14 protein-coding genes are annotated in these 17,952 nt (G+C 58.7%); 13 read left to right on the forward strand and 1 reads right to left on the reverse strand.

Annotated features, from left to right (window positions below):
• The first annotated feature begins 324 nt into the window (after positions 1-324).
• The 11 genes from B2V90_RS22320 to B2V90_RS22370 all read left to right on the forward strand — a co-directional run bounded on the left by B2V90_RS22320 (position 325) and on the right by B2V90_RS22370 (position 14,586).
• Positions 325-2,868, forward strand: a complete 2,544-nt coding sequence (locus B2V90_RS22320) for a TonB-dependent receptor (protein WP_293923150.1) — start codon at positions 325-327, stop codon at positions 2,866-2,868.
• 85 nt (positions 2,869-2,953) lie between these two features.
• Positions 2,954-3,097 carry a hypothetical protein gene (locus B2V90_RS22325; protein ID WP_011415058.1) on the forward strand — a complete coding sequence of 48 codons (144 nt, stop codon included), beginning with the start codon at positions 2,954-2,956 and terminating at the stop codon, positions 3,095-3,097.
• Position 3,098: 1 nt separating this feature from the next.
• Positions 3,099-4,523 (forward strand): aldehyde dehydrogenase family protein, encoded by a 1,425-nt coding sequence (locus B2V90_RS22330; protein WP_067678632.1) that lies wholly within the window; start codon positions 3,099-3,101, stop codon positions 4,521-4,523.
• A gap of 76 nt (positions 4,524-4,599) precedes the next feature.
• Positions 4,600-6,234, forward strand: coding sequence for a GMC family oxidoreductase (locus tag B2V90_RS22335; RefSeq protein WP_237830186.1), 1,635 nt, complete (start codon positions 4,600-4,602; stop codon positions 6,232-6,234).
• A gap of 129 nt (positions 6,235-6,363) precedes the next feature.
• The gene (locus B2V90_RS22340; protein WP_026108915.1) at positions 6,364-7,908 is read left to right on the forward strand and encodes a class I adenylate-forming enzyme family protein; all 1,545 of its coding nucleotides are present in this window, start codon (positions 6,364-6,366) and stop codon (positions 7,906-7,908) included.
• Between the two features lie 66 nt (positions 7,909-7,974).
• Complete coding sequence (locus B2V90_RS22345; RefSeq protein WP_054525391.1) at positions 7,975-8,769, forward strand: enoyl-CoA hydratase/isomerase family protein; 795 nt, start codon at positions 7,975-7,977, stop codon at positions 8,767-8,769.
• A 43-nt stretch (positions 8,770-8,812) separates the two neighbouring features.
• Entirely contained in the window at positions 8,813-10,051 is a 1,239-nt protein-coding gene (locus B2V90_RS22350) for a thiolase family protein (protein ID WP_011415063.1), read from the forward strand.
• 37 nt (positions 10,052-10,088) lie between these two features.
• Complete coding sequence (locus B2V90_RS22355; RefSeq protein ID WP_017499968.1) at positions 10,089-11,234, forward strand: acyl-CoA dehydrogenase family protein; 1,146 nt, start codon at positions 10,089-10,091, stop codon at positions 11,232-11,234.
• Between the two features lie 105 nt (positions 11,235-11,339).
• The gene (locus B2V90_RS22360) at positions 11,340-12,242 is read left to right on the forward strand and encodes an SDR family oxidoreductase (RefSeq protein ID WP_011415065.1); all 903 of its coding nucleotides are present in this window, start codon (positions 11,340-11,342) and stop codon (positions 12,240-12,242) included.
• 197 nt (positions 12,243-12,439) lie between these two features.
• Positions 12,440-13,504 (forward strand): TonB-dependent receptor plug domain-containing protein, encoded by a 1,065-nt coding sequence (locus B2V90_RS22365; RefSeq protein ID WP_231679520.1) that lies wholly within the window; start codon positions 12,440-12,442, stop codon positions 13,502-13,504.
• The gene (locus B2V90_RS22370) at positions 13,399-14,586 is read left to right on the forward strand and encodes a TonB-dependent receptor (protein ID WP_231679523.1); all 1,188 of its coding nucleotides are present in this window, start codon (positions 13,399-13,401) and stop codon (positions 14,584-14,586) included. Before B2V90_RS22365 ends, B2V90_RS22370 begins: the two co-directional genes overlap by 106 nt.
• Positions 14,587-14,750: 164 nt before the next feature.
• Here B2V90_RS22370 and B2V90_RS22375 read toward each other — a convergent pair whose 3' ends face one another.
• Positions 14,751-15,752, reverse strand: a complete 1,002-nt coding sequence (locus tag B2V90_RS22375) for a LysR family transcriptional regulator (RefSeq protein WP_017499965.1) — start codon at positions 15,750-15,752, stop codon at positions 14,751-14,753.
• An 80-nt stretch (positions 15,753-15,832) separates the two neighbouring features.
• On the opposite strand from B2V90_RS22375, the gene B2V90_RS22380 reads away from it, so the two are divergent.
• Positions 15,833-16,978, forward strand: a complete 1,146-nt coding sequence (locus B2V90_RS22380; protein WP_026108913.1) for a CaiB/BaiF CoA transferase family protein — start codon at positions 15,833-15,835, stop codon at positions 16,976-16,978.
• A gap of 487 nt (positions 16,979-17,465) precedes the next feature.
• Positions 17,466-17,792 (forward strand): helix-turn-helix domain-containing protein, encoded by a 327-nt coding sequence (locus tag B2V90_RS22385; protein WP_017499963.1) that lies wholly within the window; start codon positions 17,466-17,468, stop codon positions 17,790-17,792.
• The last annotated feature ends 160 nt before the right edge of the window (positions 17,793-17,952 follow it).

Consider the following 17,952-nt stretch of genomic DNA (forward strand, 5'->3'; position numbering starts at 1 on the left):
TTACACCGATACACCGTTTGGAAAAGCTGGATTGGAACGCCTCGCGCGCGCGCATCCGTCCCGCTGGGCGCGCTCAGCGTGACTATTCCAATGAAGTGTATGGGGTCATTTGCTCCGCCACGAGACGTCGCCGGTGCAGGCTCAACAATCCTCAATCAATGAGTGGAAGGAATAGTTCGCCAACAAATTGAATTGGACGATGAGCCCCAAGGCGCGGCAAATGGCGCCAAATCAAAAAATGCCGTGGGGAGGACAGTCATGGTCACAGCCTTTAGGACAAATTTGCTTTGTGCCACCGCGCTATCGATCGCGTGTGCGCTTGCAGTGCCGGCACATGCCCAGGACGCTGCATCGCAGGGCGAAAAGCCCGAGGCGCAGGAAGGTGGCCTTGAGACAATCGTCGTCACGGCGCAGAAGCGCGAACAGAATTTGCAGGATGTTCCGGCCGCCGTTTCCGCCATAGGCGGCGAGACGCTGCGCACGCGCGGCATCACGGAGACCTCAGACTTGATGGGCGCGATCCCCAGCCTGCAAGTCACCACTCCCTATGGTCGCACCCAACCGAATTTCTCGCTGCGCGGGATTTCAGTGGCGAACGAATTTTCCGCCTCCACTGCGTCGCCGGTTGGCGTCTATGTCGATGAAGTCTATCAGAGCTTCCGGGCGAGCCATGGCCTGCAACTCTATGACATCGACCGGGTCGAGGTACTGCGCGGACCGCAAGGAACACTCTACGGTCGCAACACCACGGGTGGCGCGATCAGCTTCTTCACGCGCAAGCCGGATCTGGGAGAGGCCAATGGCTATCTGACCGCCGGCTATGCCAATTACGACACTTTCACGGTGCAGGGCGCCGCTGAAGCGACGCTGGTTCCCGACATCTTGGGCGTCCGCGTCGCCGGTACTTTTGCAAAAGGGGATGGTTGGCAGCGCAATGTACTGCCTGGGAATGAGCGCGACCTAGGGACCACCGATACGATCGGCGGTCGCATCTCGATCCGCTTCCGGCCCGATCCCGATCTCGACATCAATTTGAAGCTCTATGCCGCGAAGGACGATCCATGGGGCACCGCGCCCTATGCAGGTGGTCAACTCGCGGGCGGGCAGGATGCGCTCGGCTATTCGCGTTACGATCCGCAACCTTTCCTAGGCGGGCGGTTGCTGCGTGACAATGAGGTCGCAGTTGATCGGGTAGGTAAGAACATCAGCAAGTCGAAAGGGATAGCCCTCAACATCAAATGGGATGTCAGCGACCAATTCTCCGTCACCTCGATTACCGGCTACGACACCGGCGACTATATCAACAATCCTGATGATTGCGATGGCGGCCCAGCCGATCTCTGCTCGATCGGCCTCACGTCGACGAGCAAGAATTTCAACCAGGATCTGCGTTTCAGCTATTCGAACGACCGCCTCGATATCATTGCCGGCCTTTATTATGGCAGGGACAAGGTCAAGACGGTCAACTACCCGGACTTTTTCGGGGCGCTGAGGCCGCTGCTGCTTGGCGCCGGTCTTCCGGGCAGCTACAATAACGCCGCAATCGGAACGCCCGACGCGATCCGCTATATCCCAGCCTTTGCCGCCAATCCGGCGTTGGGGCCTGGCGATGCCGGATTCTGCGACGCGATCGAGATCAATCCCAACGGCTTCCTTGATGCACGCTCGCTGATTGCACTCCAGACCGACATCGCGATCAATAATACGGGCAATGGCGGCATGGGGGGTAGCTTTTCGGCGGGCTGCGCCGGGGCAGGCGCGCCTCCGTTCACCCCGATCCTCGGCGAACAGCGTTTTGACGTGTCGCGCCCCTCGAAGGCGATCTACGGCGACGTAACCTGGAAAACGACCGAGCGGCTGACCGTGGCGGTGGGTGCACGCTACACCCAGGATAAGGTCAATTACCTTAACGGCAGCACTTTCCTCTATGCGCTCGACGGTACGACGCCGGTTGTCAACCTGATCCCCTACAGCAATCCATACAACCCCAATCTCGCGCCGCTTGAGCAGCGCGAAAAGGCAAACAGGCTAACCGGCCGTATCAATGTCAGCTATGAGTTCGCCGATGATATCATGGGCTATCTCCAGTACAGTCGCGGTTACCGCAGCGGCAGCTTCAACGGGCTTGCCTATCAGGGCATCAATCAAGTCTATTATATCCAGCCTGAAAAGGTGAATGCATATGAGGCGGGGCTCAAAACCCGGCTGTTCGATCGCCGCGTCCAACTTAACCTCGCGGGCTTCTACTACGAGTATTCGAATCACCAAGTAACGCAGGTGGTTGGCGCTACAACCTTCACGCGCAGCGCCAATGGTCGCCTGTTCGGTGGCGAGGCCGAACTCGCCTGGCAGGTGGCCGATACGTTGCGTTTCGATGCTTCGCTGGGCTATCTCAACAGCAAGTACAAAGGCAATGTGATCGATCCGGCAAACCCGGCAAGCCCGACATTGAACGTCAACGGCAATCCCTTCCCGAACGCGCCGGAGGTTACGTTCCAGGCCGGATTCGACTGGGATATGATCGATGACGGCACCAACAAGCTGACCTTGCGCGGTGATGCGTCCTACATGGGCAAGTACTATTTTGATCCGTTCAAGAATTATGGGCAGACACCGTGCGATACACCCCCAGCGGGATCGAACATAACGCTCGCGGGTAAGGCGATTACATGCGCAAATCCGGGCTACTGGCTCGCCAATGCGCGATTAACCTATGCGCACGACAATATGTCGGTTAGCTTGTGGGCGAAGAATCTGTTCGACAAATATTACTACACCTACGGCCTCAACATGAACGTGTTCGGCTACGATTATCTGAACCGCGGCATGCCGCGCACTTATGGCGTCGAAGCGACAGTCAAGTTCTGATCGCTGCTGCGACGGGGGCGGCGGGCATCCTCTCCCGCCCGCTGCCCCCGATTTTTCGACCTGACTTTCAGACCGAGGAGTATCCATGATGCGTTCCACCGGCAACGGTCCCTCATTCATCGGCACGGCGTACAGAATCGAGCGCGCTGCGATCACTGAGATCGGCGCAGCTGAAAGCACCGCCCAGGCGAGCAGCGCCGAGCGGCCGGCGCGCCTCCGGACGATTTAACGTGGATGCGTCTTGGAACAGAACTGAGCTGGAACGAATTTTCGCGACCCAACGCGAAGGGACGCGTGAGCAGGTTTCGCGCAGCTACGAAGAACGCATGGACCTGCTCGGGCGCCTTGGCCGGATATTTGAGCAGCACAGAGACGAATTGGTCGATGCCGTTGCCGCCGATTTCGGCATTCGATCCCGCTACGAGACTATCCTGCTCGACCTGATGCTTGGCATATCGGAAATTAAATTTGCGCGCCGCAATCTGAAGACGTGGCTGAGGCCGCGGCGGGTGAAGACTGACATCTTCGGCCTTCCCGGTTCATCGCGCCTGGTCCCCCAGCCCCTAGGTGTGGTGGGCGTTCTCGGCACGTGGAACTATCCGCTCGGCACCATATTCGTTGGCGCGGCCGGTGCATTGGCGGCCGGCAACCGCGTGATCGCAAAGCCGAGCGAAGTTTCCGCCAACGCCGCCGAAGCCAGCGAGCGGCTTGTGCGCCGGTATTTCGCCGAAGAGGAATTCGCGATTGTCCAGGGCGGGCCCGACATGGCACAGGCGATGACGGCCCTACCTTTCGACCATATTCTCTTCACCGGTTCACCCGCGGTTGGCCGCAAAGTCTATGAAGCGGCGGCTGCCAACCTTACACCTGTTACTCTGGAACTTGGCGGCAAATGCCCTGCCATCGTGGGCAAGGGTGCATCGCTTGCACAAGTCTGTGAAAGCTTAGTGTTCGGCAAGCTGCTCAACGCCGGCCAGACCTGCATCGCCGCTGACTATGCCTTCGTCCATGTCGATCAGATGGAAAGCTTCGTCGCCGCACTCCGCGCTCAGGTTGCCAAATGCTACCCCAACGCGGCAAGCAACCCCGATTTCACCAGTATCATCAATGACCGACAGTTCGCGCGGCTCCAAGGTTTGCTCGATGATGCCGAAGCCAAGGGCGCGACGGTGCTCAACCTCTCGGACAACGGCGATGGAACGCTTCCTGAACGGCATCGGATCGTGCCGTTGGCGGTTCTCGACGTTACCGATGACATGGCGATGATGCAGGAGGAGATTTTCGGACCGATCCTGCCGATCATGCCATATCGCTCCGAAGACGATCTCATTCGCTACGTAAACCGGCATGAGCGCCCGCTGGCGCTCTATTATTTTGGCGACGAAAGTGAGGAACGGCGCAAGATCATTTCCGAAACGCACGCTGGCGGCGTGACTCTCAACGGCACGGTCATGCACGTCTTCCAGCGCCGGCTGCCTTTCGGTGGCATCGGACAGAGCGGCATCGGTGCCTATACCGGCGTCGCCAGTTTCGAGCGCTTCACTCATTACAAGCCGGTGTTCTCTCAGCCGAAACTCAGCCTGCTTGGTCAACTTCTGCCACCCTATTCGAGCAAGACCGAAGGACTACTCAACATCTTCGAAAAGATCCTCTGACGTGGCTGCGGCGGTTGATGCTGGCATGTTGCATGACGCCGGGTCGCCAGCATGGGTCGAATGACAAGGGAAGCAAATGGCTGACTATGTAATTATTGGAGGTGGGTCGTCGGGCGGCGTTATCGCCAGCCGGTTGTCCGAGGACCCCGATGTCACCGTTTGCCTGCTCGAGGCAGGCGGCCCAGGCACCTCGCCGCTTGTGTCCACGCCCGGCGCTTTTGCGGCGCTGATCCAAGACTATCGGATCAATACGCTCAACTGGCGGTTCAACACCGACCCTTCAAAGGCGCTCAACGACCGCCGCCTCTACAATCCGCGCGGGAAGATGCTGGGTGGATCGAGCGGTATGAACGGGATGGTCTATATCCGCGGCGACCGGTCGGATTTCGACCACTGGGCCGAACTCGGCAACGACGGCTGGGGTTACAACGATGTCCTGTCCTATTTCCGCAAGGCTGAGAATAATGAGCGCGGTGAGGATGAGTTTCACGGCTCGTCGGGACCGCTTCACGTATCCAACGGCAAGCGCGAATTCGATGTCTATGATGCTTTCATCGAGGCGGCGACTGGACTGGACCATCAAGCCAATCCGGACTTCAATGGGGCCAGCCAGGAAGGTGTCGGCATCTATCAGTTTACCGTGAAGGACGGGAAGCGCGCCAGCGTGAAGGCGTGTTACCTTGATCCGGTGATGGGCAGGCGCGGCAACCTCCGCGTCGAAGTACATGCCCGCGTCCATCGTATCAGGTTTGAGGGCAACCGCGCGGTGGCAGTCGAGTATTCCCAGGACGGGCAGTTGAAGACGATCCCGTGCGAAAAGGAAGTCATTGTCAGCGGCGGCGCCTATAATTCGCCCCAACTGTTGATGCTTTCCGGTATCGGACCGCGTGATGAGTTGGAGAAGCATGGAATCGAAGTGATTCATGATATTCCCGGTGTCGGCCAGAATCTTCACGACCATCCTGACCTGATGCTGATCTACCAGTCGAAGAAGCGGCTCGGGATCGCACTCAATGTCGTTGGCGCGATCAAGACCGTGCGAGACCTATTCCAGTATCTCACGCAAAGGAAAAGCTGGCTGGCATCGCCGCCCACGGCTGCAGGCGGTTTCTTGCGATCCGCGCCGGGGCAGAACCGGGCGGATTGCCAGGTCCATGTCGTGCCGGTCGCCTATCGCGACCATGCGCGCGACTACAAGCTGATGACGAAATGGGGCTATACGATCATTCTCAATATTGGGCGCCCAAAGAGCCGCGGCTGGGTTGCCTTACATGACTCAAACCCCGAATCCGATCCCAAGATGGACCTCAATCTCTTGAGTCATCCCGACGACCTCAAGACGTTGCGCAATGCCTTCCGTGTCGTGCAGGAGATCCTGCATTCGGATCGCATGAAGGCGATGATGAAACGGCCTCTCTATCCTGACCGCTACCTTGAAACTGATGAAGAGATCGACGCCTATATCCGGGCAGAAGCCAATCATGCTTATCATCCGGTGGGAACATGCAAGATGGGCACCGACGAGATGGCGGTGGTCGACAACCGCCTGCGCGTTCACGGCCTCGCAAATATCCGCGTGGCCGATGCCTCGATCATGCCATCAGTCGTCAACGGCAACACCAATGCAACCTGCATCATGATCGGCGAGAAAGCCGCCGACATGATCCGGCACGATAATATGAGCAGCAAGAATAGCATCGCAGAATATTGAATTGGACGATTGGATCAATGCTGCAGACACAGATGCTTACGAAAAGAAGTCCGGAGAGGCCTATCGCATGTCAGTTTATTATGTGTCGACTGCGCCATTGTGGGCGAGCGCCTTAGAGGAGCGCGGCTGATGGACGTCCGTACGCAAATACGTCGCGCCGCACGTTATTTCGCCCAGCAAGAGGCTCTCGTTCACGGCCACAGGCGGTTGACTTTCTCGGAAGCCTGGTTGCGCGGCGTGAAGCTCGCAAATGCTCTTGCGGAGTGCGGCCTTCAACCGGGTGACCGGATTGCTACGCTGGAGAAGAACTCCATCGAGGCCGCCGACATCATACTGGCGGCTGCCATTGGAAACTATACGCGTGTTCCTCTCTATGCGCGCAACCGATGTGAAGCGCACGCCCATATGATCGCGAGTACCGGATCTCGGTTGGCGCTGGTCGATGAGGCATTGGCTTCGGAGTTGGCGGGGCTGGATGCCCAAGCTCCGACGCTTGAGCGGATCATTATCCGCGATCACAACTATGAGAATTGGTTGGCGACAGCCTCGGACCGGGATCCCGATCCCGTCGTCGCGCCGGAGGACTATTGTGTCATCCGCCACACCGGCGGCACGACGGGCAAACCCAAGGGCGTTGCCTATCGGCACCGTTCATGGATGACGATCTCCGCCGCATTTTTCAGCATCGGCCCCCAAGTGGCTCCAGGGGATGCCATTCTGCATGTCGGCCCGTTGTCCCATGCATCGGGCTTCCTGTTCGTGCCGGCCTGGTATTGCGGCGCCCGCAACGTGATGATGGACGGCTTCGATCCAGCGTCCTTTCTTGACACTCTCGAGCAGGAACGGATCAGCCATGCCTTTGTAGCCCCCACCATGCTCAATGCCATAGTGCATCACGACGGGGCATATGGCCGCCACTTTCCGAATTTGAAGTTTCTGCTGAGTGCTTCAGCGCCGATCTCCGAGCCGACGCTTCGCAAGTCGTGCCAGATATTCGGGAATCATGTTCTTCATTCGGGCTATGGACAGACCGAAATCCTGCCCATCGCGTCTATGGGGCCCAACGAGTGGTTCGGCGAATTTGAAGGTTCTGCCCCAATTCGGGCGGTCGGACGTCCCATGAGCGGCGCCGATATCGAAATCCGTAACGAGGACGGAAAGGTGCTGGGACCAAACGAGCCCGGCGAGATCGTCGCACGGTTCGAAAATGGCCAGATGGAGGAATTCTGGAACGATCCGGAGGAAACCGCCCGGCGCATGGAAGATGGCTGGGTCAAAACCGGCGATGTCGGCATGATCGACACAAACGGATTTTTGTATCTGCTCGATCGCAACAACGACATGATCGTGTCAGGCGGCTTCAATATCTATCCCACCGAAATCGAAAACGTAATTGCCGACCATCCCGGTGTACTCGAGGTCGCGGTCTTTGGCGTGCCCCATGAAAAATGGGGTGAAACGCCGCTTGCAATGGTGCGTGTCAAGCCCGGAGCACAAATCACGGAGACCGAGATAATAGATTTGGTGCGCCAGCGTCTGGGCTCCGCAAAAAAGCCAAGCAAGGTCGTTTTTACCGCCGAGCCACTGCCGTTGAGCAATGTCGGAAAGGTGCTTCGTTCAAAGCTTCGAGAGCCCTATTGGGCGGGCCAGGACCGGCGCATTTCGGGGGCATGACCGACGCAGCCATCCTAGCCACATCCTCTATTCCGGTGACCGCCTGCCGGCGCGCGGGAGACTGCAATGGATTATGAATACATCCTGGTTGAGCAACGCGGCCCAGCGCTTTGGGTGACCCTCAACCGGCCGGCAGCGTTGAACAGTCTGTCGTTGGCTTTGGCCGAGGAACTAGCCGCAGCGATCGAGGCAGCGGAAGCAGATGCGACGGTGCGCGCTTGCATTCTTACCGGCGCCGGACGGGCGTTTTGCGCTGGCGCGGATCTGCTCGCAATTGGCGATGGAACAGGCGGACAAACTCTCGCCGAACGCTTAAATCTGTTTCTGCCGCGGCTCGGTCAGGCTTTTAACAGGATCGAGACGTCGCGCCTTCCGATAATTGCGGCGGTCAACGGCCTTACGCTCGCCGGCGGCTTGGAACTGGTGTTGTGCTGTGATCTCGTCATTGCCGCGCACCCGGCCAGATTTGGCGACGCCCATGCAAATTACGGCCTGTTGCCCGGCGGTGGAGGGTCGGTTCGACTCCCTAGGAAGATCGGCGAAGCGCGTGCGAAACATCTGATGATGACCGGCGGGACCATCTCGGCTGCCGAGATGAAGGAAGCCGGACTCGTGACCCAACTGGTTGCTCCCGAGGATCTCATTGCGGCAGCGCAAGCGCTGGTAGAATCTCTTGCAGAAAAGAGCCGGCCAGGGCTCGCCTACATGAAGCAGCTAGTCCGCGCTGCGCAGGATAGCTCGCTCGAAGTCGGGCTGCGTCAGGAACTCGAAGCCATGGCTGCTTACGCCTTGTCCAACGACATTGTCGAAGGACTGGCGGCATTCCGGGAGAAGCGGAAGCCCGATTTTTCCGACCGGTGAGACCTGATCGGATGCGGAACACATTGGAAGAATGGATCAACGAATGACCGACATATTCGTCATGGGGGTTGGGATGACCCCGTTCGGAAAACAGTTCGACAAGAGCCTGAAAATGCTCTGCGCCGAAGCTTCGTCGCAGGCCTTTTCCGACGCAGGATGCACCGCCGGCGATGTCGAAGCCATCTTCTTCGGCAATTGCGTCCAGGGGCATATGGAGGGCCAGGACATGATCCGCGGCGAAATCGTGGCGCGAGCGATGGGCATCTCAAGCGTTCCCGTGGTGAATGTCGAAAACGCATGTGCGACGGCTTCCACGGCCTTGCACATGGCCGCCGCCTATGTTCGATCGGGGGCAGCGGATGTCGTACTCGCGCTCGGCGCGGAGAAGATGTACTCGCCCGACAAGGCGCTCATGTTCAGTGCATTCGATGGCGCTTGGGACGTGCATGAAACCGAGTCGGGCCGCGCGCAGCTGCTGGCCATGGGCAATGGCGTCGATGTTCCGGAAGGAACGACATCGAGTCAGCCTTACAGCGTTTTCATGGATGTATACGCCGCGATGGCACGCGCGCACATGAAGACCTACGGCTCGACGCAAGCGCAAATCGCGGCCGTCTCGGCGAAAAATCACATGCATTCGACGCGCAATCTGCTTGCCCAGTATCGCCTCCCATATACCGTCGAAAGTGTACTCGCTGCGCCTCCGATCGTTTACCCGTTCACACTGCCGATGTGCTCCCCGATCAGCGACGGCGCCGCCGCTGCGATCATCTGCAGCGAAGCCGGTCGGCGCAAACTGTCGGCAGCCCCGGACAGGGCGCTAAGAATCCTGGCGTCTGTGCTGCAAACCGGCGCCGCGCGCGATCCCTTTGATTATGACCACCATGTCAGCCGCCTTGCGGCGAACCGGGCCTATGCGATGGCCGGCGTGGGGCCAGAAGATATTGGCGTCGCGGAGGTGCATGACGCCACGGCGGTTGGCGAGATCATTGAAATCGAGGCGCTCGGCCTGACGCCGCCTGGCGAGGGCGGACTCGCGGCAGAGCGCGGTGAGACGGCGCTGGGTGGGCGTATTCCGGTAAACACGTCGGGCGGGCTTGAATGCAAGGGACATCCGATCGGCGCCACCGGGCTCGGCCAAATCTACGAGCTTGCGCTGCAATTGCGCGGCGAGGCGGAAGATCGACAGGTTCCGAATGCCCGGTTCGCGATCGCGCAGAACGGCGGAGGTGTCATCGGGGTGGAAGAGGCGGTGGTCGCCGTCACGATCCTGGGCCGGTAGTTGTCAGAGCGCGCCTAGGGAAACACGGGGTCACGATATGAACTTTGAGCTGTCCGATGAACAACGCATGGCGGTGGAAACCGTCCGCCGCTTTCTCGACAACAAGCTTGAGCCGGAAATCCGCCGGCATGGGGAGCGATTCATCCCCAAACCGCTCATGAAGGAATGGACTCAAGCACTGACCGGCTATGGCCATATTACCGCACCGCATCAGGAGCAATGGGGCGGGCTTGATATGGGATGGCTCACTCATCTGCTCATTTTCGAGGAGATCGCCTATTCCTCGCTCGATGTGGCCATACCCGGCTTCATCAACGCGGTTGGCGCAGAACTCATCCGCCGCTTCGCCCCGGAGACGATCAAGCAACGCTATCTTGCCGACCTCGTCGCGGCCGAGAAGTTCGTTTCGCTCGGCATCTCGGAGCCCGATGTCGGCTCGGACGTCGCCGCCATCAAGACACGCGCCGTACGAGACGGCGATTTCTGGGTCATCAATGGCGAAAAGACCTGGATCACCAACGGAGCCTACTCGGACATCTTCATCTGTACGTGCAAGACTGGCGAAAATGAAGTCACTCACATCCTGGTCGATCGTGACGAGAGTGAGTATGAGGTGCGCGATATCCAGAAGATGGCGCTCAACGGCCAATCGACTGCACAGATATTCCTGTCCGATTGCCGCGTACCGGTGGCAAACACGATCGGCCGGGTCGGCGATGGATTGCGCAATACGTTGCAAGTGTTCGAGATTGCCCGCTGCCATATGGCGATGTGGAGTATCGGCATCGCACGGCGAGCAATGGATGAGGCGATCGCGTACGCTCGCGATCGCGCGCAGCATGGCAAGAAGATCGCCGGCCATCAGCTGATCGCCGACAAGATCGCCATCATGGCGACCAAGATCGACGCAGCCCGTCTGTTGACGCACCGGGCAATATCCCTCGTCCAGGCGGGCACGCGCGCAGAGACGGAATGCTCGATGGCCAAGTGGTACGCCACCGAAATGGCGATCGAAGCGACGCGCGATGCGCTTCAGATCCATGGCGGCAACGGCGTCACCCGCGAATTCATCGTTGAGCGGCTGGTGCGTGAGGCGATCATTTGCCCCATCCCCGATGGCACGACGGAGATTCAAAAGCTTGTTGTTTCGCGCGCCCTGACCGGCATTCAAGCCTTTCGGTAAGGCTCAGACGAAAACGACAGCGTCGACGGAAATGGAGCCGCGTGCCTGACTCGCACAGGATCAAATGCGCAGATGCGTCGCTCAGGTAAAAGAGGCAGACAAGCGATGGACGAAGAGCTTCGTTTCGATGGCAGGGTAGTGGTTGTGACCGGAGCCGGAGGCGGACTTGGGCGCCAGTACGCGCTGATGTTTGGCGGGCGCGGAGCCAAGGTGGTGGTGAATGATCTGGGTGGCGACGAGAAAGGGAGCGGCAGCTGCTCCACAGCCGCTGACAATGTGGTCGACGAAATTCGAGCCACGGGCGGTCAGGCGGTGGCAAATTATGCGTCGGTCGAGGAGGGCGCGCTGATCATCCAAGCCGCGGTTGACAACTTCGGAACCGTTGACGTCGTCATCAACAATGCCGGCATCCTGCGCGATGTGAGCTTCCACAAAATGACCGACGAAGACTGGACACTGCTTCAGCGGGTCCATCTGAATGGGACGCGGGCAGTGACGCAGGCAGCATGGCCGATACTGCGCGACAAGGGCTATGGCCGCATCGTCATGACCACGTCTGCAGCCGCAATCTACGGCAACTTCGGTCAGGCCAACTATGCCGCAGCCAAGCTCGGAATATTGGGGCTTGCGAACGCGCTGGCGGAGGAGGGGCGGTCCAGAAACATCCAGGTTAATACGATCGCCCCAATCGCCGCATCGCGTATGACCGCGACTGCCTTTCCACAAGAGTTTCTCGCCAATCTCAGAGCGGAAGCGATCAGTCCATTGGTCGGTTGGCTTGCGCACGAGAATTGCAGCGAAACCAAAGGGCTTTTTGAAGTTGGAGCCGGCTATATCGCCAAGCTTAGGTGGGAGCGCGCGCTTGGGCACGCCTTCGGAGCGGACAGGGCGTTCACGCTCGATGATGTCGCCCGGCACTGGGGTAGAATTGTCGACTTCACGGATGCCGAGCACCCGCTCGGGCTGAATGACAGCCTTGAGGCGGTAGAACGGGCGCTGAGAGCGTAATCAACCCGATGAATTACCATGATATTTTTGAGCGGCCGTCGGGCTGCCGATGGCGTCGTGCTGCCGCCAGATATCGATGAGCAGCAGGAATAGTTCTGCAGCGAATTGAATTGGACGACGGCCCTCAAATGCCGCCAAACGGCATGAACTACACAATATCTCCTGGGAAGAGAGGATCAGCCATGAGAGGATGTCTATTGGCTTCTGCCGCGTTGTTGTGCTCGGGAACAGCATTTGCCCAGGAAGCAACGCCCCAGGCGAACGACCAAACCGGGAGCGCCACGGAAGCGCTGGCTGAGGACATTGTCGTTACCGCCACCAAAAAGGGCTATGGCGAAAGCGTGCAGAAAGTACCGATGGCGGTCACGGCTTTTGGTGAAGCGCAGCTGGATGCCAAGTTCGTCCAGAATCTTCAAAGTCTGAGCTACGACGTTCCCAACGTCCAGCTCGAGGATGTGGGTACGGCACCGGGCTATGCCAATTTCACTATCCGGGGCCTCGGCATCAACAGCACGATCCCATCGATCGACCCCACCGTAGGCGTTTTCACTGACGGTATTTACCTCGGCATCAACGCTGGTGTCGTGCTGGACAACTTCGACCTTGAGGGGATCGAAGTTCTGCGTGGACCGCAAGGCTTGCTTTTCGGTCGCAACGTTACCGGCGGTGCCGTGGTTGTGCGGACCACGCGGCCCAGCTTCGATTTTGGAGCCAAAGCCAAGCTATCCATTGAAACGGGACTGAAAAAGACCGTAAGCGGCACGGTTACCGGACCTATCGTCGATGACGTTTTGGCTGCCAAATTGGCCGTCTACTACAGCGACGACAATGGCTGGTTTCGCAACCGCTTCGACAATCGCAGCTTCGGTAAATCACATGACCTTATCATTCGCCCGGCACTTTCGCTCAAGGGTGGCGACCGCTTCCGAATGGATCTCCGCTATGAGCATGGCGATGTCGAAAGCGATGGAGCCCCTGTCCAGAGTCACGCGCTGTTTCCCGCGACAGCTTCAGGTTTTCGATCAATTTCCCAGGTTTCTATGATGCCAAATGGGACCAGGCGATCGTGGAAACCAACATCGATGTCGGTCTGGGCGAAGGCGTCTTCACCAACATCGCTGGCTATCGGAAATTCCGATCCTCCGCGGGCGCTGATATCGATGGAACACCACAGTCCTTCTTTCATGCCTTTTTCGAAATCGACCAGGATCAACTCAGCGACGAACTTCGTTATGCCGGAAGGTTCGGTGACGTCGAATTGACAACCGGTCTATACTATTTTTCCCAGGATCTTCGTTACGCCGAGCTGCGGAATCTTTTGGGCGGTGCTCGGATCGTTTCCGGTGGGGGTACGCAAGACCAGACAACATGGGGCATTTTTGCTTCGACCGACTGGCATTTCACCGATACGCTGACCTTGAATCTCGGCGCGCGGTATAGTTGGGAACGCAAAGCCGTTCGGGTCTCGGCCTTACGCGCAAATGGTTGCAATCTAGACACGCTGATCTGTGCAACCAATTTCGCCGACGCGGCAAAATGGCGAGGGTTTACGCCGAAAATCGGCCTTCAGTGGAAGCCGGATGACGACACGCAGATTTATGGCCTTTACACGCGCGGGTTCCGCAGCGGCGGATATAATTTGCGCAACACCGATCCCGCTGTGCCGCCGGGGCCATTCAATCAAGAGACCCAGGACAGTTTCGAACTCGGCGCCAAGAAGCAATTCGGGCGCCACCGGATCAACCTGGCGGCCTTCTACAATCGCATGAAGGACCTGCAGCGCGAGATCAACCTGCCCGGACCGCTTGGCGTCAGCCAGGTCATACGGAACACCGCCGACGCCACAATCAAAGGCGTCGAGGCCGAGGGGCAGTTTTTTCTTTTGTCCAACCTCGTGATTTCGGGTCAGCTCGGCTACGTGAATGGCCAGTATCGCAACGTCCAGTTCGACCTCAGCGGTGATGGCGTCATCAACGATGTGGATCGTGCGCTCAAATTGCCAAGGCTGTCGCCATGGACCTATGGCGTGGGGCTGACTTATGATCAGCAGCTTGGCGAATTGGGGACAGCAACGGCGCGTGTCAGCTTCACGCATCGCGACAAGGCGGCATTCACCGACAACAACGTCGGCTTCCTTCAGGGCGCCGATATGCTCGATGCGAGCCTCACATTGGCGACCGACAACAAGCACTGGCGCTTCTCCATCTATGGCCGAAACCTCCTGAATGAGGTGACGATTGGCGGCGATACACCTTTGCCGGCGGCCTTCGGGGGCACGGGTGCAAGCCTTTCACCGCTAAACAGGGGGCGCGTCATCGGCGGAGAAGTGGCGATTAGCTTCTAGGCCATTTTCGAGGCGAGTGGAATCACCCGCCAACTCGGAAAATGCCCAAGATCAATTTGCTAGAGCATTTCCTGCCGGAAAGCCGGTTCCCACTTCTGCGCGAAATGCTCTAGCTGATCGCGACGGATGCAGCGGATTTCCGATCGCACCCCGCCCCCTTGCCGTTAATCCGATGATGCGGTGCGCCATGCCTGACGAACAAGGCTGACGAGCGCACGGCCAGCCGGTTTTACCTGCCAGCGGCTACGCACAGCATAACAAAGCGTCAATGGATCGAATAAACCGATTCCCTCCAAGGCCACGAAATTGGCGCGAAACCATGAGTTCTCGGTGAACTGTTTTGCAACCATCCCGATAGCATCGGATGTGGCAACGATCCGTCGAACCAATTGAAAATAGTCTGTCATGTGGATCCAGTCAGCGGGACGCTTACCGCTTTTTTCGTACATCTGCTGAATGATCGATGTGTAGGGTTCGGAAGATGAGGGCACTACGAATTCGAACTGGACCAGCGGCTCCTTGCTGGTCGGGTTTATCCCCAGAATGGGATGATTGTTCCGCACAAAAGGCAGTATTTCGATCGAGGCGACCCGCTCGCACTTGAATTCCGGCCAGCGTGCAAAGGCCGCTTCAAGTCCAAAGGCGACATCGATATCGCCGCGCGACAGGAGTCGCACGCCCCTTTCGCTGTTGCCCGAAACGACTTCGACGCGCACTGCCGGATGGCGCCGCAGCAAAGAAACCAGAGGTTGGGTGAGCAACCAGTCGATTGACCCTGGGAACAGTCCGATTCGAAGCGGGCCCGCATAGGCGTCGGCGCGGCGGGCTGTATCTCCGAGTAGTTCAGCTGCGTCGGCAAGCAAGCGCGCTGCGCGATCAATAAATTCGCGTCCCTCCTCTGTCGGCATCGCGCCCCGTGAGGTCCGATGGAAAAGGGAATAGCCAAGATGCCGTTCGAGTTCAGCGACACTCTTGGTCACCGCCGACTGCGTGACACCAACCGCATCCGCTGCCCTGGAGAAGGAACGAAGCTGACCAACCGCGACGGCATGCTTGAGGCGAGAATCGAGCATGGACATGCCCCACAGGAATAATTGCTCCAGAGAATGAATTAGGCGAATCAAGGTCATTTTGCCAATCTTACTTTCGACACTGCCGCCCAGCACGACTGCAACCCGTCTCGAAATCTGGAGCGGCGAAACGGCCTGGATCAAAGCGCCAAGGTCTCAGACGCAGGTATGCCTGAATGACGAAAACTGGTCCGCTTGCAGGCCTCAAAATACTCGAAATTGCGGGCATCGGCCCGGCGCCGTTTTGCGGAATGCTGTTGGCCGACCTTGGCGCCGATGTCGTCGTCATTGAACGCGTAAGCCCTAACTCCGAAAATATCGATCTTGGCAGCGGCGCCATTGTGAACCGCGGGAAACGTGTAATTGCCTTGGATCTGAAGTCCCCCGAAGGCGTCGCGCATGTCCTGGATCTCGTCCAAAGGGGCGATGTACTGATCGAAGGCATGCGGCCTGGGGTGATGGAGAGGCTCGGCCTTGGTCCCGAGGTTTGCCTAGCGCGTAACCCCCGCCTTGTATTCGGTCGCATGACGGGTTGGGGGCAGCAGGGACCTCTCGCCCAAGCGGCCGGCCATGACATCAACTATATCGCGCTGTCAGGAGCCCTTTGGTATGCTGGGCATCCCGGTGAACCGCCAATGGCGCCGCCAAGCCTGGTAGGCGATATTGGGGGTGGAGCGCTCTATTTGGCCATCGGCGTCCTCGCAGCGGCAATGCACGCGCGGGATACCGGGAATGGGCAAGTGGTTGACGCCGCGATCGTCGATGGGAGCGCTCACATGATGAACTTGCTCCTGAGCCTGAAGGCCGCCGGCCAGGTTGCCAGCATACGCGGCTGCAGCATCCTTGACGGCCCTCACTGGTACTCGACCTATCGGTGCGCCGACGGGAATTTCATCTCAGTCGGATCACTCGAGCCCAAGTTCTATGCGCTGCTTTGCAAAAAGCTGGGGTTGGCCGGCGATAGCAGTTTTGACGACGGCTATGATCGTGATGCCTGGCCCGAGCTCAAGCAGCGTTTTAGCGAGATATTCGCCATGCGGACACGGGAAGAATGGCGCACACTGCTGGAAGGCAGCGATGCCTGCTTTGCCCCCGTGCTTGATCCGGACGAAGCGGCGCGCCATCCTCATATGGCAGCGCGAGGCGTCTATCGGGAGATCGACAATATCCTCCAGGCAATGCCGGCGCCACGTTTTTCGGGCTCGTCACTACCGATCCCCGGACCGATCCCGCTGCATCATGAAGATCCGAGTACAATTCGGCGGGGCTGGAGCAAACCGGACCGCTGCGGGATTACCGCCAGAACCGACTGTTGCGAGTAGTCGGTTGGCATGGTGGGCGGCCAGCGGCCCGACACGAACGGTGATTTCATAACTATGAACCAATGCGACGCTCCGCTTCGCTGCGCTGCATTCAAATCAAAGGAGACAACGACACACAGGCACGTCAAACTATCCGATGATTCCTGTACGCCACGCCGGAACGGCGATTGCGGACGTGTCCACGGGACGTTGTTCGCATCGTGATTCGCTCGGCGCTTGAAATCAATGCTCGCCCCGGATGTGACGACGCCGATGGGATTTCCACTGCGGCGTCCACGGCCAATGTCCTGGCGTGAGGGCTTCGGTCATCGACCGATTCGACCGTCCGAATGCGGTCTTTTGGCGCGCCTGAGAATCCGCATCAGAGTTGAGTGCGCGTTGTTCGGGAATCTCATTTAAATATTTGTAAAAACGTAATAATATAGATAATAACTCCAACCTGTATCCAGTGTGGAGTAATGGTCGCAGGGCGTGAACTTACGCCCTTATGGATGCGTCGAAGTCCTTCAGTTTGAATCTCAGGAAATTGCGGCTTGCGATGCGCATCACGCAAGAAGCGCTCGCCCATGATGCGGGCACGAGCAGCTCTTATCTGAGTGCGATCGAAAATGGCCGGTCGAGCCCGACGCTGAAAGCAATGGAGCGGCTCGCGAAGGCACTCGGCGTTAATGCCGTCTATCTCTTGTCCGGCCGGATATCGATCTCGATCGTTTCGGACGACGAACTGGAAATCGGCGCGATACTGGCGCGCCCGGCGGTGACGCTCCGGCGCCATCCGCACAAGCCGACGGGGCGGCCGAGCAAGACCAAGTAAATCATCGGGGGCTGCACGCGCGTGGGCTGGAACCACGCGCCCGATAGACGCGCCCGCAACGCGCGCGTCGAAAGGAGTGCCCCTCGGTGCCGTTTCGCGACCTCGATGCCTATATTAAGCAGGCCAGGCGCGCGAACAGTGTAAGCGCTGTCCCAGCCCC

The sequence above is a fragment of the Sphingobium sp. UBA5915 genome, assembly GCF_002431195.1.
Taxonomy (GTDB): Bacteria; Pseudomonadota; Alphaproteobacteria; order Sphingomonadales; family Sphingomonadaceae; genus Sphingobium; species Sphingobium soli.

Coding starts and splice junctions, on each gene's coding strand:
- B2V90_RS22325 (WP_011415058.1), top strand. CDS start 2,954: ATGATGCGTTCCACCGGCAACGGTCCCTCATTCATCGGCACGGCGTAC.
- B2V90_RS22335 (WP_237830186.1), top strand. CDS start 4,600: ATGGCTGACTATGTAATTATTGGAGGTGGGTCGTCGGGCGGCGTTATC.
- B2V90_RS22340 (WP_026108915.1), top strand. CDS start 6,364: ATGGACGTCCGTACGCAAATACGTCGCGCCGCACGTTATTTCGCCCAG.
- B2V90_RS22345 (WP_054525391.1), top strand. CDS start 7,975: ATGGATTATGAATACATCCTGGTTGAGCAACGCGGCCCAGCGCTTTGG.
- B2V90_RS22350 (WP_011415063.1), top strand. CDS start 8,813: ATGACCGACATATTCGTCATGGGGGTTGGGATGACCCCGTTCGGAAAA.
- B2V90_RS22355 (WP_017499968.1), top strand. CDS start 10,089: ATGAACTTTGAGCTGTCCGATGAACAACGCATGGCGGTGGAAACCGTC.
- B2V90_RS22360 (WP_011415065.1), top strand. CDS start 11,340: ATGGACGAAGAGCTTCGTTTCGATGGCAGGGTAGTGGTTGTGACCGGA.
- B2V90_RS22380 (WP_026108913.1), top strand. CDS start 15,833: ATGACGAAAACTGGTCCGCTTGCAGGCCTCAAAATACTCGAAATTGCG.
- B2V90_RS22385 (WP_017499963.1), top strand. CDS start 17,466: ATGGATGCGTCGAAGTCCTTCAGTTTGAATCTCAGGAAATTGCGGCTT.